At 68.7% G+C, this 14,225-nt stretch carries 18 protein-coding genes; 8 read left to right on the top strand and 10 right to left on the bottom strand.

The genetic code is table 11. The features are described from left to right. Nucleotides 1-23 precede the first annotated feature (23 nt). The 5 genes from ACLKM7_RS04040 to ACLKM7_RS04020 all read right to left on the bottom strand — a co-directional run bounded on the left by ACLKM7_RS04040 (nucleotide 24) and on the right by ACLKM7_RS04020 (nucleotide 4,437). The gene (locus ACLKM7_RS04040; RefSeq protein WP_436445869.1) at nucleotides 24-950 is read right to left on the bottom strand and encodes an LLM class F420-dependent oxidoreductase; all 927 of its coding nucleotides are present in this window, start codon (nucleotides 948-950) and stop codon (nucleotides 24-26) included. A 91-nt stretch (nucleotides 951-1,041) separates the two neighbouring features. Continuing rightward, nucleotides 1,042-2,007 (bottom strand): cation diffusion facilitator family transporter, encoded by a 966-nt coding sequence (locus tag ACLKM7_RS04035; protein WP_436445868.1) that lies wholly within the window; start codon nucleotides 2,005-2,007, stop codon nucleotides 1,042-1,044. A 36-nt stretch (nucleotides 2,008-2,043) separates the two neighbouring features. Continuing rightward, nucleotides 2,044-3,156, bottom strand: coding sequence for an alpha/beta hydrolase (locus ACLKM7_RS04030; RefSeq protein ID WP_436445867.1), 1,113 nt, complete (start codon nucleotides 3,154-3,156; stop codon nucleotides 2,044-2,046). Between the two features lie 158 nt (nucleotides 3,157-3,314). Next, nucleotides 3,315-3,989, bottom strand: a complete 675-nt coding sequence (locus ACLKM7_RS04025; protein ID WP_436445866.1) for an SRPBCC domain-containing protein — start codon at nucleotides 3,987-3,989, stop codon at nucleotides 3,315-3,317. Nucleotide 3,990: 1 nt separating this feature from the next. Further along, nucleotides 3,991-4,437, bottom strand: coding sequence for an ArsR/SmtB family transcription factor (locus ACLKM7_RS04020; RefSeq protein ID WP_436445865.1), 447 nt, complete (start codon nucleotides 4,435-4,437; stop codon nucleotides 3,991-3,993). Nucleotides 4,438-4,506: 69 nt separating this feature from the next. Between ACLKM7_RS04020 and proC the strand changes: the two genes are divergently transcribed. Then, nucleotides 4,507-5,346 (top strand): pyrroline-5-carboxylate reductase, encoded by an 840-nt coding sequence (gene proC / locus ACLKM7_RS04015; protein WP_436445864.1) that lies wholly within the window; start codon nucleotides 4,507-4,509, stop codon nucleotides 5,344-5,346. A 20-nt stretch (nucleotides 5,347-5,366) separates the two neighbouring features. Here proC and ACLKM7_RS04010 read toward each other — a convergent pair whose 3' ends face one another. Next, complete coding sequence (locus ACLKM7_RS04010) at nucleotides 5,367-6,038, bottom strand: potassium channel family protein (RefSeq protein WP_168911519.1); 672 nt, start codon at nucleotides 6,036-6,038, stop codon at nucleotides 5,367-5,369. Continuing rightward, complete coding sequence (locus ACLKM7_RS04005) at nucleotides 6,031-7,443, bottom strand: TrkH family potassium uptake protein (protein WP_436445897.1); 1,413 nt, start codon at nucleotides 7,441-7,443, stop codon at nucleotides 6,031-6,033. The genes ACLKM7_RS04010 and ACLKM7_RS04005 overlap by 8 nt, the downstream gene beginning before the upstream one ends. A 93-nt stretch (nucleotides 7,444-7,536) precedes the next feature. On the opposite strand from ACLKM7_RS04005, the gene ACLKM7_RS04000 reads away from it, so the two are divergent. Then, nucleotides 7,537-7,941 carry an ArsR/SmtB family transcription factor gene (locus ACLKM7_RS04000; RefSeq protein ID WP_436445863.1) on the top strand — a complete coding sequence of 135 codons (405 nt, stop codon included), beginning with the start codon at nucleotides 7,537-7,539 and terminating at the stop codon, nucleotides 7,939-7,941. 81 nt (nucleotides 7,942-8,022) lie between these two features. Here the strand turns inward: ACLKM7_RS04000 and ACLKM7_RS03995 are convergent, their stop codons facing one another. Further along, the gene (locus tag ACLKM7_RS03995; protein ID WP_436445862.1) at nucleotides 8,023-8,826 is read right to left on the bottom strand and encodes an ABC transporter permease; all 804 of its coding nucleotides are present in this window, start codon (nucleotides 8,824-8,826) and stop codon (nucleotides 8,023-8,025) included. Further along, nucleotides 8,823-9,752: an ATP-binding cassette domain-containing protein gene (locus ACLKM7_RS03990; RefSeq protein ID WP_436445861.1), complete on the bottom strand. Its 930-nt coding sequence runs from the start codon at nucleotides 9,750-9,752 to the stop codon at nucleotides 8,823-8,825. Before ACLKM7_RS03990 ends, ACLKM7_RS03995 begins: the two co-directional genes overlap by 4 nt. 106 nt (nucleotides 9,753-9,858) lie before the next feature. Here ACLKM7_RS03990 and ACLKM7_RS03985 point away from each other — a divergent pair, with 106 nt between their 5' ends. From ACLKM7_RS03985 to ACLKM7_RS03965, 5 genes are all read left to right on the top strand, one after another. Further along, the gene (locus ACLKM7_RS03985; RefSeq protein ID WP_436445860.1) at nucleotides 9,859-10,788 is read left to right on the top strand and encodes a TetR/AcrR family transcriptional regulator; all 930 of its coding nucleotides are present in this window, start codon (nucleotides 9,859-9,861) and stop codon (nucleotides 10,786-10,788) included. Between the two features lie 114 nt (nucleotides 10,789-10,902). Beyond that, nucleotides 10,903-11,094 carry a helix-turn-helix domain-containing protein gene (locus tag ACLKM7_RS03980; RefSeq protein ID WP_019182077.1) on the top strand — a complete coding sequence of 64 codons (192 nt, stop codon included), beginning with the start codon at nucleotides 10,903-10,905 and terminating at the stop codon, nucleotides 11,092-11,094. Between the two features lie 83 nt (nucleotides 11,095-11,177). After that, nucleotides 11,178-11,276, top strand: a complete 99-nt coding sequence (locus ACLKM7_RS03975; RefSeq protein WP_003792170.1) for a 30S ribosomal protein bS22 — start codon at nucleotides 11,178-11,180, stop codon at nucleotides 11,274-11,276. A gap of 64 nt (nucleotides 11,277-11,340) precedes the next feature. Then, nucleotides 11,341-11,634, top strand: a complete 294-nt coding sequence (locus tag ACLKM7_RS03970; protein WP_436445859.1) for a rhodanese-like domain-containing protein — start codon at nucleotides 11,341-11,343, stop codon at nucleotides 11,632-11,634. 35 nt (nucleotides 11,635-11,669) lie between these two features. Next, on the top strand, nucleotides 11,670-11,915 hold the full coding sequence (locus ACLKM7_RS03965) for a glutaredoxin family protein (RefSeq protein WP_436445858.1): 246 nt from the start codon (nucleotides 11,670-11,672) through the stop codon (nucleotides 11,913-11,915). A 154-nt stretch (nucleotides 11,916-12,069) separates the two neighbouring features. On the opposite strand, the gene aspS is transcribed toward ACLKM7_RS03965, so the two are convergent. Further along, nucleotides 12,070-13,410, bottom strand: a complete 1,341-nt coding sequence (aspS, locus tag ACLKM7_RS03960; protein ID WP_436445857.1) for an aspartate--tRNA(Asn) ligase — start codon at nucleotides 13,408-13,410, stop codon at nucleotides 12,070-12,072. A 181-nt stretch (nucleotides 13,411-13,591) separates the two neighbouring features. Between aspS and ACLKM7_RS03955 the strand changes: the two genes are divergently transcribed. Further along, entirely contained in the window at nucleotides 13,592-14,197 is a 606-nt protein-coding gene (locus tag ACLKM7_RS03955; RefSeq protein WP_436445896.1) for a DedA family protein, read from the top strand. Nucleotides 14,198-14,225: the final 28 nt, after the last annotated feature.

The raw sequence follows: 14,225 nt of genomic DNA, 5'->3' as shown, positions 1-14,225 counted from the left end.
CGCGCCCTCCGCGACGCGCAGAATCACACCGGAAGGTGCGGCAGCACCTCCGCGCCGAGGTACTCGACGTGGTCGACATCCTGCAGGTCGAGCAGCTGGAAGTACAGGCGCTCGATCCCGAAAGCCTGATACGTGGCGATGCGCTCCGCGATCTCGTCGGGTCCGCCGACGATGTTGGTGCCGTCGCGCACGTCATCGAGGGTCTTGCCGATACGCGCGGCCCGCGCGGCGACCGCTGCCTCGTCCTTGCCGGCGAACGTCGACATCGCGATCGACAGCCGGATGGTGCCGGGATCGCGACCCACCCGGTCGCACGCGGCGAGGAGGTTGTCGATCCGCTCCTGGATCTGGTGATCCTCGGGGAAGCCGATGTTGTATTCGGTGCCGAACCGCGCCACCAGCTCAGGCGTGCGGCGCTTTCCGCCGCCGCCGATGATCACGGGCACGCTGCTCTGCACCGGCTTGGGCAGGGCAGGCGCCTCGACGAGCGTGTAGTCGCGGCCTTCGAACGAGTACGTCTCGCCCACCGGCGTCGACCAGAGTCCGGTGAGGATGCCGAGCTGCTCCTCGAGGAGGTCGAATCGGCGATCCGGGAACGGGATGCCGTAGGCCTTGTGTTCGCGGGCGAACCAGCCGGCACCGAGCCCGAGCTCGACGCGTCCGCCCGACATCTGATCGACCTGTGCGACCTGGATCGCGAGGATCCCGGGGTGGCGGAAGGTCACCGGCGAGACGAGTGTCCCGAGGCGCAGTCGCGTGGTCTCGCGCGCGAGCCCCGCGAGCGTCGTCCAGGCGTCGGTCGGCCCGGGGAGACCGTCCCCCATGCCGCTGAGGAAGTGGTCGGACCGGAAGAAGCCGTGAAAGCCGAGGCGTTCGCCGGCCTGCGCGTACGCGAGCTGGTCGGCGTACGTCGCGCCCATCTGGGGTTCGGTGAACAGGCAGTACTGCACGGTGTCCTTTCGTTGCGGGCGGAGATCGCGCGGATCCGGCGCGCCGGTACGCGCGGCGGCCTGATCGCCGTGACCGCACGGTGCCGACGGATCAATCGGTGGACTTGATCACGAACTCCGACGTCGGCGGCGTGCGGTCGTCGCCCGGCCGGTAGATGTCGGGTTCGAAGTAGATCACGCGCGCGGCCGGAACGGCCTCGCGTACGCGATCCTCGATGCGATCGATGTCGGACGCGATATGCGCCAGGGGCGCGTCGGCGGCGAAGCCCAGCTTGGCCGCGACCATGAGTTCGTCGGGACCGAGATAGAGGGTCTTGATGTGGATGAGCTTGTGCACCTCGGGCCCCGCGAGGATGGCGTCGACGATCCGCTGGTGATCGGCATCCGTCGCCCCTTCCCCGACGAGCAGGCTCTTGGTCTCGATGCCCAGGGTGACCGCGACGAGGATCAGCAGCGTGCCGATCATCAGGGTGCCGATCGCGTCGAACAGCGGGTTGTGAGTGATCGCGGTGAGGCTGACCGCGGCGAGCGCGAACACCAGACCCGTGAGCGCGGCGATGTCTTCGAGCAGCACGACCGGCAGTTCGGGTGCCTTGGCGTGCCGCACGAACGACACCCACGACTGCCCCTTGAGCCGCACGTGGTTGCTCTCCTTGATCGCGGTGCGCAGCGAGAACGACTCCAGCACGATCGCGATGATGAGGACGCCGATCGGGATCCACACGTTCTCGAGCTCGTGCGGGTGGGTCAGCTTGTCGATGCCCTCGTAGATCGAGAAGAGGCCGCCGACCGAGAACAGGATGATCGACACCACGAAGGCGTAGACGTACCGTTCGCGTCCGTACCCGAAGGGGTGCTCGCGGTCCGCGGCGCGCTTGGCGCGACGGCCGCCCAGGAGGAGCAGCAGCTGGTTTCCCGAGTCGGCGACCGAGTGGATGGCCTCGGCGAGCATCGAGGCGGAGCCCGACAGGAACCACGCGATGAACTTCGCGATCGCGATGCCCATGTTGGCCAGAAACGCCGCGATGATCGCCCTGCTGCCGCCCGAAGCACTCATGCCACGAGTCTACGGATGCGGTGGCCCCTCAGAAGCTCAGTCCGAGGAGCGGATGATGATCGCCTCGGTCGAGGGGGCGGGGTCGATCGGATGGCCGACGTAGCCGATCGCCTCGAGGAGTGCGTGACGGAACTCGACGGGCCGCTCCAGATGCGGCGAGTGCCCGACGCCTTCGAGGCTCAGCTCGGTGACCTTGCCTCCGGCCGCGGCATACCGCGAGAGGACGTCGCGCGTCTGCGACACCATCGCCTGCGGCGGCGCGACGTCGTCGCCGGGCCAACCCGGGATTACACCGAGCTTGCCGAGATTGTTCAGATCGTAGAACGAGGTGTCGGAGACGATCGCGTCGAGCGTGCCGTGGATCCACAGGATCGGGGGCTTGTCGGCGAGCTCGACGATGCCCGACACATCGAAATGCCCCGGCGTCATCGTGTTGAGCACGCCCACGTCGCCGGCCGCGAAGCCCGGCCAGCTCTCCGACGCGACGGAGTCTCCGGGGTAGTTTCCGGTCGCCGTCGAGGTCGTCAGCATCGACTCCACCCACACGTCCTCGTGCTCGCTCTGGTAGCCGCCGGCGACATAGCCCGAACGGAAGACGCTGCGCGGCGAGGTCGGGGCGTCCGCGCTGCGATCGTGGTCGATGAGCCGCTGAACGAAATCCGGGTTCGCGCTGCCGCCGCCGCAGCCGGCGTCGTCGTCGGTCAGGCGTGAGCCGTCGCGCCGCGTGCCGCCGAAGCCGTACGGCGAGACCGGCGCCTGCAGTGTCAGGCTCAGCACCGGGTGATCGAGCGCATACTGCAGGATCACGCCGCCACCCATCGACCATCCCACGAGATGCGCCGTCGGGATGCCGAGCACGGCCAGCGTCTCGCGCACGTCGTCGCTGAAATCGCGCACGCCGCGGGTCGCATCGATGGGGGCGTGCTCGGTGCCGCCGAAGCCGCGCAGATCGATCGCGAGGACGCGCAAGTCCGGCGGAAGGTCCTGCATCGTCTCTTGCCAGAACAGCGACGACGACACGTTGCCGTGGATGAACACGACCGTGCGATCTGCGGGGGTCTCGGGGTCGTCGCCGGCCCTCTCGAGGACGTTGACCATCAGCCGAGGGGTCTCGATCAGTCGTGCCGTGATGCCGTCGAAGAGCGTCATGTCGGTCCTCCCCAGGTCCGGGCCGAGGCACCCGTGCCTCCGCTGCTTTCGAGGATAGTCCCGCGCCCGCGCGCCGCACCCCTGCAGACGACGACGGGACACGGCGCGCCGGGCGTGAGTCCGAGGCGACGTGTCCCGTCTGTGAGAGGCGTCGAGGTTCAGGACTCCGGCATCTCGGCGGGAAGCTGTCCCGTGTAGAAGCCGAAGGTGTTGTCGGCCGCGCGGGCCGCGTCCTCGGGGTCTGCGCCGCCGGCGGCGTGGGCGTCACCCCATGCGGTTGCGGCCGCACGGTAGAAGGCCTTCCCCTCGTCGGTGAGGGCCCACTCCTCCGCCGCGCCCGGCGGGAGTTCGCCGCTGCCGCTGAGGTGCAGTGCGAGTCCGAGCAGGCCGCCATCCCAGCCGACGCCGGTCGCCCCGGGGCCGAACTGCTCCCAGAATCCCGGGGGCACGTCCGCCGCGTGCGCGGTGTGCTCGAGCTCGAGGCGCGTCGTGTCGTCGCCGTTGGAGACGAGGCGCACCGCGACCCAGCTCACCCCGCCGCCGTACTCCCACGTGATGCGGTAGCCGGCGGCTCCGTCCTTCGGCGGGTCGCACTGCAGCACTTCGCCACCGGCGTTGCCCTCGAGCTGGTAGCGCCCGCCGAGCTGAAGCTCACCCGAGACCGGCAGGAACCAGCGGGGGATGCGCTCGCCGTTGGTGACGGCATCCCACACGTCCTCGATCGGGCTGGGGTACTCCTGCGTCAGCGTCTGCACGTGCGACGGCTCGCCGTCCACGTCGACGGTGCGGACGCCGCGCGTCACGGCGTCGATCTGTGCGTTGACATCGACCATTTCAGTTCTCCTCTGTCGTGTGGGGGTCGGGGTCGTCAGGATCGGTGGCGGGGGAGTCGGATGCCGAAGCATCCGGCTTCTCGTCGGCATCCGTCGCCTGCGGCGAGTCCCGCTCTGCGGCGAGTCGCCGCTGCCGCCGGCCGCGCGCGAGCTCGGTGCCGAGCGCATCCAGGTGCGGCTGCCAGAACCGGCGGAAGGGGTCGAACCACGCCGCGGCGGTCTCGAGCGGCTCGGGGTCGAGCGCGTAGAACCGGCGCGTGCCCTCGGGGCGCACGCTCGCGAATCCCGAATCGCGCAGGACGCGCAGGTGCTGCGACACTGCGGGCTGCGAGATGCCGAACTCGCGCTGCACGACCTCGCCGATGTCGCCGGCGCTGTGCTCGCCCTCCGCGAGGAGTTCGAGGATGCGGCGGCGCACCGGGTCGCCGAGGACGTCGAGCGCGTGCATGCGACCTATATTTGCATTGCCGCTTATATAAGTCAAGGCTCAATAAAGGGAGATCGTACGATGGGCGGCATGACCGACGACACAGCTCTCCCGTCCCTCGCCTTCCTCGGCGCCGGCTCGATGGGCGGCGCCATCGTCCAGGGAGTCGTGCGCTCCGGCCTCGCCACGCGGGTGACGGCGACCAACCGCACCGTGGCGAAGGCCGAGGAGCTCGCGGGCCTGGACCGCGTCGCGAGCGTCGCGCTCGAGCGGGAGCCGGCGGCGAACACGGAGGCCGCGGCCACCGCCGAGGTCGTGCTGGTGGGAGTCAAGCCGGCGATGGTGCCCGACCTTCTGCGAGAGATCGCCCCGGTGCTGCGGCCGGGCACGATCGTGATCAGCCTCGCCGCCGGCGTCACGATCGCGACGTTCGAGAGCATCCTCGGACCGAGCATCCCGGTGCTCCGTTCGATGCCGAACACTCCGGCGCTCGTCGGCCGGGGAGTGACGGGACTCGCCTCGGGCACGACGGCGGGACCGGATGCGGTCGCCCTCGCACATCGCCTGTTCGAGACCGTCGGCACGGTGGTCGACGTGCCCGAGGATCGGATCGACGCCCTGTCGACGATCTCCGGCTCGGGACCCGCCTACTTCTTCCTGCTCGTGGAGGAGTTCACCCGGGCCGCGATCGGCAAGGGCTTCTCGGAGGCGGAGGCACGTCTCATGGCTGAGCAGACCTTCATCGGCGCGGCAGCGCTGCTCGAGGCATCCGGTGACGACCCGGCCGAGCTGCGGCGTCGCGTCACGAGCCCGAAGGGCACCACCGAGCGTGCCGTCGCCGTCCTGCAGGACGCGCGGCTCGACGATGTGTTCGCGCGAGCGACCGACGCCGCGCTGGCCCGCGCGAAGGAGCTGGCCGCGGGAGCGTAGGCGATCGCGAGAGCCGAGACTCAGCGGTCGAGCGCCGCGAACCTCTCGATGTCGACGTTCGTGCCCGACACGATGATGAGGTCGTGGTTGGTCACCACAGTGTTGGCCTCGGCGTAGCGGAAGGGCTTGCCGGGGCTCTTCACGCCGACCACCGTGACGTTGTACTTCGTACGCACGCCCGACTCGTTCAGGCCGATACCGCGGACGAACTTCGGCGGATACATCTTGGCCAGCACGAAGTCATCGTCGAAGCGGATGAAGTCCAGCATCCGCCCGCTCACGAGGTGCGCCACGCGCTCGCCGGCCTCGCGCTCGGGGTAGATCACGTGGTTGGCGCCGACGCGGGCGAGGATCTTGCCGTGCGATTGCGACACCGCCTTCGCCCAGATCTGCGGGACCTTCAAGTCGACGAGGTTGGCGGTGATGAGCACGGATGCCTCGATCGACGAACCCACGGCGACCACCGCTACCTGGAAGTCCTGCGCGCCGATCTGCTTGAGGGCGTCGATGTTGCGCGCGTCCCCCTGCACCGTGTGCGTCACGCGCTCGGACCACTTCTGGACCAGCTCGAGGTTGTCGTCGATCGCGAGCACCTCGCGGTTCAGCCGGTCGAGCTCGCCGGCACAGGCCGCGCCGAAGCGTCCCAGTCCGATCACGAGGACGGGGGCGTCGCTTCTGATCCGCTCAACCAACGATGGGCCTTTCCACGGGCAGCGAGTAGAGCTGCGAACGGGATGTCGCGGCCACGGCCGCGGCGAGAGTCACTGTACCAATGCGGCCCATGAAGATCGTCACGGCCATCACGTAGACGGCCGGGTCCGACAGCTCAGCCGTGAGGCCGGTCGACAGGCCGACGGTCCCGAACGCCGAGATGACATCGAAGAGGACGTCGGCGATGGGCTCCTGGCTGATCTGGGCGATGACGATCGTCGAGAGGGCGACGATCGTGGCACCCCACGCGACGACCGACAGCGCCACGCGCTGGACATCGCTCGGGATGCGGCGGCCGAACACCTCGACCGACTGACGGCCCTTCGCCTCGGACAAGACTGCGAGGGCGAGCACCGCGAGCGTGGTCACCTTGATGCCGCCGGCCGTCGACGCCGATCCGCCGCCGACGAACATCAGCATGCTTCCGACGATGAGCGAGGAGCCGTACAGCTCACCGATGTCGACGACGGCGAAGCCGCCCGAACGGGTCATCGCGGACAGGAAGAAGGCCTGGAACGTGGTGTCCCACGCGTCCATCGAGCCGAAGGTCTTGGGGTTGTTGTACTCCAGCGCGAGGAAGGCCGCGGCCCCGGCGATGAACAGCAGCACCGTCGTGATGATCGTGAGCTTGGTGTGCAGCGGCCACCGGCGCACGTGCCAGTAATGCTTGAACAGGGCGTAGATGACCGGGAAGCCGATGCTCCCGAGGAACACCCCGACCATCAGGGTCGTGAGCAGGAAGTAGTCGTCGGCGAACGGCATGAGCCCGCCCGGGTTGGGCGTGAAACCCGTGTTGGTGAAGGCCATCGCCGCGTAGAAGGGCGCTTCCCAGAGCGCTTCGAGGGCTCCGATGCCGGCCATGACGAGCGTCGGATAGAGAGCGATCGCGACCAGAGCCTCGATGAGGAGCGTCGAGAGCGCCACGGTCCGCAGCAGCTGACCGACTTCGCCCAGACGCACCGTCTGGCCCTCATTGACGGGGCCGCCGTGCGTGCGAAGCGGATTGGAGTCGCTCGCCGCGATGAGCTTGGCGCGCAGACCGAGCCGCTTCGAGATCACGAGGCCGAGGATCGACGCGAGTGTCAGCACGCCCATGCCGCCGATGTTCACGCCGAGAAAGATGACGACCTTGCCGAAGGCCGAGAAGGTCGTCGCGATGTCGACGGTGGTGAGGCCGGTGACGCAGATGGTGGATACCGCGGTGAAGACCGCGTCAGCCAGCGGGATGCGCCTGCCGTCGGCTGCGGAAGCCGGCAGCGACAACAACGCGGTGAAGACGAGGATCAGCGAGACGAAGACGAGGACCGCGAACCGGGCGGGCGAGGATGTCGTGAGGTTGCGCAGACCGTCCCACCAGCCGCGGAGCGTCGTGGGGATACGCCGCATGAGCGACCCAGCCGGGTCCGTCGCCATGCGTGCCCCTTTCGCTCTGAGACCCGTGTCATGGTACTCCGATGGGCTCCCGACTAATCTGAGCACATGGCGGACATCTTCGACGTGATCGCGGACGGCACGCGTCGCGACATCCTGCGACTTCTGCTCGATCGCTCATCCGCCGGAGAGCACGGCACCAGCGTGTCGCATATCGTGCACGAGCTCGGCGCAAGCCAGCCCACAGTCTCGAAGCACCTCAAGGTGCTGCGTGATGCGCACCTCGTCTCGGTGCGCGAGGAGGGCCAGCATCGCTACTACAGCCTCTCGGCCGCGCCGCTGGACGAGGTGGACGACTGGCTGGTCCCGTTCCTGGACGACGGGGCCGACGCGCCGGCGGTGCCGTCCTCGCTCCCCGAGCCCGCAGCGCACGCCGCCGAAGTGGTGGGCCGTGCCGCGGCATCCGCCAAGCACGCTCTCGAGAACGCCCTCCGCAAGCTCCCCGGCAGGTAGTACGACCCGACACTCCTCCGCGGCAGAGCGACGCGGGATCGTCCTCGGGCAGAGGATGACCCCGCGCAGCGGAAGGGACTACTAGCGGCGTCCGGCCTTGCGGCGGAACAACCAGGCGCCCCAGATGAACGACCCCGCGAGGATCGCGAGGCACCAGGCCACCGCCCAGCCGACGTAGTCGTCGACCGGTGTGCCCATGAGCAGGCCGCGGATCGTCTCGATGATCGGGGTGACCGGCTGGTACTCGGCGACTCCCTGCAGCCACTCCGGCATGGTCGCCACCGGGACGTACGCGCTCGAGAGGTACGGCAGGAACAGGATGATGAATCCGTAGCCGTTCGCTCCTTCGGGGCTCCCCGAGGCAAGACCGATGGCGGCGAACAGATAGGTGATCGCGAGGATCCACAGCGCGATCACGGCGACCGCTCCGATCCAGCCCCACACGTCGGCGGTGGGGCGGAACCCGACGAGGAGTGCGACGCCGATCACGATGCCGGTCGCGATCAGGTTGCGCAGCAGGCTGGCGACGACGTGCCCGGTGAGGACGGCGCTCGCCCGCAGCGGCATCGTGCGGAACCGGTCGATGATGCCGGCCTTCATGTCGCCGGCGACGTAGACCGCGGTGGACGCCGCGCCGAAGCCGGCGCACGTGAGGATCACCCCGGGCACGACGTACTGGACGTAGTCGCCGGTGGGGTCGATCGCGCCGCCGAAGACCCATGTGAACATCAGCATGAGCATCACCGGCAGCATGATCGCCATCAGCAGGGATTCGCCATCGCGGAGGGAGTGCAGAAGGCTGCGCCCGACGAAGACGCTCTCGGCGGTGAGGCCCGACACGCGCGGACGCAGGGCCGGCGGGGCCGGCGGGGCGATGGTGGTCATGCGAGCTCCTTCACGGAATCTGCGGCGGGGCGGGGCTGAGTGGCGGCGCTGCCGCCGGTGAGGGCGAGGAAGACGTCGTCGAGGCTCGGGCGACGCAGGGTGACGGTGCCCTCGGCGCCGGACTCGTCGAGCACGTCGAGGGCACGACGCAGGCCCGACACGGTGCCGTCCGTGGGCACCTCTCGCAGCAGGTCGCCGTGGGCGTCGTGCAGCTCGACGGCGTCGCCGCCGACGCGGCTCTTCAGCTGCGCGGCGGTTCCGGTCGCGACGATGCGGCCACCGTCGAGAACCGCGATGCGGTCGGCCAGCTGGTCGGCCTCCTCGAGGTACTGCGTGGTGAGGAACACCGTGGTGCCGGCGTCGGCGAGCGAGCGGATGACATCCCACAGCTCGCGGCGGCTGCGGGTGTCGAGCCCGGTCGTGGGCTCGTCGAGGAACAGCACCTCGGGGGTCACGACGAAGCTCAAGGCGAGGTCGAGGCGTCGGCGCATGCCGCCCGAGTAGGTTCCGACACGCTTCGCCGCGGCATCCGTCAGGTCGAAACGGGCCAGCAGCTCGGCCGCCTTCTTCCGCGCTGCACGGATCGACAGACCCGACAGCCGTGCCAGCATCACGAGGTTCTCGGTGCCGGTCAGGACGTCGTCGACGGCGGCTGCCTGACCCGTCAGGCTGATGCGCTGCTTGATGGCCTGCGGGTCGTGCTCGACGTCGATGCCCGAGATCTCGGCCGTGCCGGCATCCGGGCGGGCGAGGGTGGTGAGCACGTTGATGGTGGTGGTCTTGCCGGCGCCGTTCGGGCCGAGGAGCGCGAACACCTCGCCGCGCCGGACGGTGAGGTCGAGGCCGTCGAGCACGGTCTGGCGACCGAACTTCTTGCGCAGGCCCCGCACGGCGATGGCCGGCGGCGCGAGGGTCGGGTCGTTCATGGAGGCATCCCTTCGAGTGGTGTGTACGTGGAAAACTGTTTAGCACGATAACTGTTTATGACGGTAACACACTGTTTACGAGATATACAGACCTAGACTTGGCCGCATGACCGACGTGCCAGAGCCCGAGCTTCCCCGCGGCATCGCTCTCGCGTGGGGCGTGGCGGCGAATCCGCAGCGCGGCCCTAAGCGCGAGATGAGCGTCGAGCGCATCGTCGAGGCGGCGGTGGAGATCGCGGATGCCGACGGCCTGGGTGCTGTGTCGATGGCAGCCGTGGCCGCACGCCTGGGCTTCACGCCGATGTCGCTCTATCGGTACGTCACGGCGAAGGACGACCTCGTGCTGCTGATGCAGGAGGAGGCCACCGGGCTGCCGAGCGAGGAGGCCGCCGGCGCCGGCGGCTGGCGTGAGCAGCTCACGGCGCTCTACAACGAGCAGGTGCAGATGTACCTGCGTCACCCGTGGGTACTCGACATCCCGATCAGCGGATCGCCGGTGACTCCGAACAGCGCCGCGTGGATGGACGCCGGCCTGCGGGCGCTCGCCGAGACGGAGCTCACCTACGAGGAGCGCCTGGCCGTCGTGCTCATGGTCACCGGCACTTCGCGGTGGACCGGAACAGTGCTCGCCGGATACGCCCGCACGGAGCGTGAGCGCGGCCTCCGCGGGCACGACATCACCGTCCAGGAGGACGCGCTCTTCCGCGCACTGATCAGCGCCGACGGCTACCCCGAGCTGCGCGCGGCCATCGAGGCCGGCGTCTTCCTCGACGATTCGGACCCGTTCCGGTTCAATCTGGAGCGGAGCCTGGACGGGGTCGCCGCCTACATCGACCGCGTGGCGTCCGAGGGCCGCGGGCCGCGGTCACCGTGGGCGAAGCTGGACGACTCCGAGATCATGGACGACAAGAAGTTCCGCGAGGCCCAGAAGGCGGTGCGCGCGGCCGAGAAGGCGCTGCGCGACGCCCGCAAGCTCGAGCGTCAGGCCGCCCGGATCGCACACGAGCACCGCGCGCGGCAGCGTGGCGATTCCTGAATCAGCGCCCCGACTTTCTCACGTGTCACACCGGTTTACATGCGCCCCGTGTTTACACGCACACCGCGCGGGATCTAGAGTGTCGTCAAGACTTCTGGGGAAGGAATGACACAAATGGCGGAGCTGCCCGACGTGCGCTTCCTCACCGTCGCCGAGGTCGCAGAGCTGATGCGCGTCTCGAAGATGACGGTGTACCGGCTCGTCCACTCGGGCGAGCTCCCGGCGGTGCGGTTCGGTCGCAGCTATCGCGTCCCCGAGTCGGCGGTCACCGAGGCCCTGCAACGGCCGATCGCTGACGTCGGCTAGACTGTCCCGAGGCATTTTACGCATCTGCCCCGATCCCGGGCGCGCACATGTTGCGCCCAGACCCCGACATAGTGAGGTTTTCCGTGGGTTCTGTCATCAAGAAGCGCCGCAAGCGCATGGCGAAGAAGAAGCACCGCAAGCTGCTTCGCAAGACTCGCCACCAGCGCCGCAACAAGAAGTAAGCGGCCACCACACCAAGCGCCTGTCCATGGACGGGCGCTTCGTGTTCTGCCGCGGGAGGAACCGATGAAGTCGATCACCGTCCAGCAGCTCCGCGATCGCGTCGACGTGCCGCTCATCGACGTGCGCGAAGTCGACGAGTTCGCCGCCGGGCATGTGCCGGGCGCCGTCAACATCCCGATGTCGGCCATCGGCGGCCGGCTCGACGAGCTGCCCGACGGCGCGTTCGATGTCATCTGCGCGATCGGTGGTCGCTCCGGCCGCGTGGTCGAGGCGCTCGAGGCGCGCGGCTACGACGCCACCAACGTCGACGGCGGCACCCACGAGTGGATCGCCGCGGGCTTTCCGGTCGAGCGCTGAGCCGCAGCATCCGTCGGCGCTCCTAAACTGAAGCGGTGACGACGCTCACCCTCATCGGCAAGCCCGACTGCCATCTGTGCGATGTCGCGCGCGAGGTCGTCGAGACCGTCGTCGCCGAGCTGCCCGAGGATGCTGTCGACGTCGAAGAGCTCTCGATCGCCGATGACCCGGCGCTCTATGCCGTGTGGTGGGAGAAGATCCCGGTCGTGCTCATCGACGGCGAGCTGCACGGCCACTGGCGCGTGTCTCCCGACCGCCTGCGCTCCGCCCTCACCGGCTGACTCCCGACGTCACGCGTCAAGCCCGTCCGGCCGCGAAAACACCAGTCGGTAACCGCGACACGCCGGTGACGCATGCCTCGGCCCGGCGTGTCGCGCGACGGACTGGTGTTTTCGCAGGACGGAACCGGATGCCGCAGGGCGACGTCGCGGGAAACTACGGGGCCAGGCGCGTCGGACCGCGGAACAGGTAGGTGACCTCGCGGATCGAATCCTGCCCGAGCAGCAGCATCATCACGCGGGCGAGGCCCATTCCGAAGCCGCCGTGCGGCGGGGCGCCGTAGCGGAAGAAGTCGAGATAGAAGTCGAGATGCTCGGGCTCGAGGCCCTTCTCCTTGGCCTGCGCGATGAGCACGTCGACGCGATGCTCGCGCTGCGCGCCGGTCGTGATCTCGACGCCCTTGAAGAGCAGGTCGTAGCTCTTGGTGAGCCCGGTCTCTTCGTCACGCATGTGGTAGAACGCGCGGATCTCGGGGTGGTAGTCGGTGATGAAGACGAACTGGTGGCCGTAGGTCTCCTCGACGTAGGCCGAGATCTGACGCTCGCCCTCGGGGTCGAGGTCGCCGTCGGTGCGGGGCACCTCGTAGCCGCGGCTCTTCACGATCTCGAGCGCCTCGGCGAGCGGGATGCGCGGGAACGGGATCGCCGGAACCTGCACCTCGAGGCCGAACAGCTCCTCGATCTCGGCGCCGTGCTTGTCCTTCACGGCCTGGAACGCGGTCGCCAGCAGCTCTTCCTGCATCCTGGCCACGTCTTCGTGCGAGTCGATCCAGCTGATCTCGGCGTCGATCGATGTGAACTCGGTCGCGTGGCGCGAGGTGAACGACGGGTCGGCGCGGAAGGCCGGGGCGATCTCGAAGATCTTGCCGAACCCGGCGACCTGCGCCATCTGCTTGAAGAACTGCGGGGACTGCGCCAGGTAGGCGGTCTGGTCGCCGAAGTACTCGAGCGAGAAGAGCTCGGCATTGGATTCGGATGCTGAGGCCATGAGCTTCGGCGAGTGCACCTCGATGTAGTCCCGCTCGATCCAGTACGAGCGCATCGCGTGCTCGAGTGTGGTCTGCACGCGGAAGATGAGGTTGTTGCGGCGCTGGCGCAGGTCGAGGAAGCGCCAGTCCATGCGCTTGTCCATGCCGGAGTCCGCGGCGATCGGCGTCTCGGGCAGCGCCGCGGCGGCGATGTCGAGCGATCCGATCTTGATCTCGACACCGCCGAGCTTGACCCGCTCGTCGTGCTTGAGCTCGCCTCGCACCGTCAGGAACGTGCCGGTGGCGAGGTTCGAGATGAGGTCGGTGAGGGCGAGGGCTGCGGCATCCTGTTCCGCGCCGTCCTCGGCGGGCCGCGTCGCCGGATTGACCAGCTGCACGGCGCCGGTCTCATCGCGAAGGATGACGAACTGCACCTTCTTCTGGTCGCGGACGGTCTCGACCCATCCCGACACCGAGACGGGGCCGTCGGCGAGACCCTTGAGCTGGCCAATCAGAGCGCGTTCAGTCACGAGGGTCAAGTGTACGTCGACGGCATCCCCCCGCTCGATTCGGGGGCTGGCACCCAGGAACGGTTCACGTCGCTCGCCTAGCGTCGAGGACGTGACAGCCATCCTCGCGACCACGAACACCTCGACTGCCACCTCTGACGGTTCTTGGCTCAGCGCCCTGGCGGACTGGGCCGTCTCGCTCATGGATGTGATCGGCCCCGCGGGCGCCGGCATCGCCATCGCGATGGAGAACCTCTTCCCGCCGCTGCCGAGCGAGGTGATCCTGCCGATGGCGGGCCTGGCCTCCAGCCGCGGCTCGTTCACGCTGGTCGAGGCGCTGCTGTGGACGACGGCCGGCTCGGTGGTCGGCGCGCTGCTGCTCTACGGTCTCGGCGCGTGGCTCGGGGTCGCGCGACTGCGGACGATCGCCGCGAAGGTGCCGCTGCTGCGTCCGGAAGACATCGACCGCACCGTCGCTTGGTTCGGACGTCACGGAGGCAAGGCCGTCTTCTTCGGGAGGATGATCCCGATCTTCCGGAGTCTGATCTCGATTCCGGCGGGGATCACCCGGATGCCGCTGTGGCGGTTCGTGCTGCTGACCGCCACGGGAAGCCTCATCTGGAACTCCATCTTCGTGCTGTCGGGCTTCTTCTTGGGGGAGTCGTGGCACATCGTCGAGCGCTACGCCGACATCCTGCAGTACGTCGTGATCGGGGTCGCCGCGCTCGCGGTCGCGTGGTTCCTGTTCGTGCGCATCCGCAGCCTGCTCAACGACCGCGACACCGGGCCGCAACCCGAGGCGGACTGACGCTCAGCCGCCCCACAGAACCAGCCGC

The organism is Microbacterium sp. I2 (assembly GCF_051364985.1).
Classification (GTDB): Bacteria; Actinomycetota; Actinomycetes; order Actinomycetales; family Microbacteriaceae; genus Microbacterium.
Note: the sequence above shows the minus strand (reverse complement) of the source record. Positions and strands in the feature narration are given on the sequence as shown.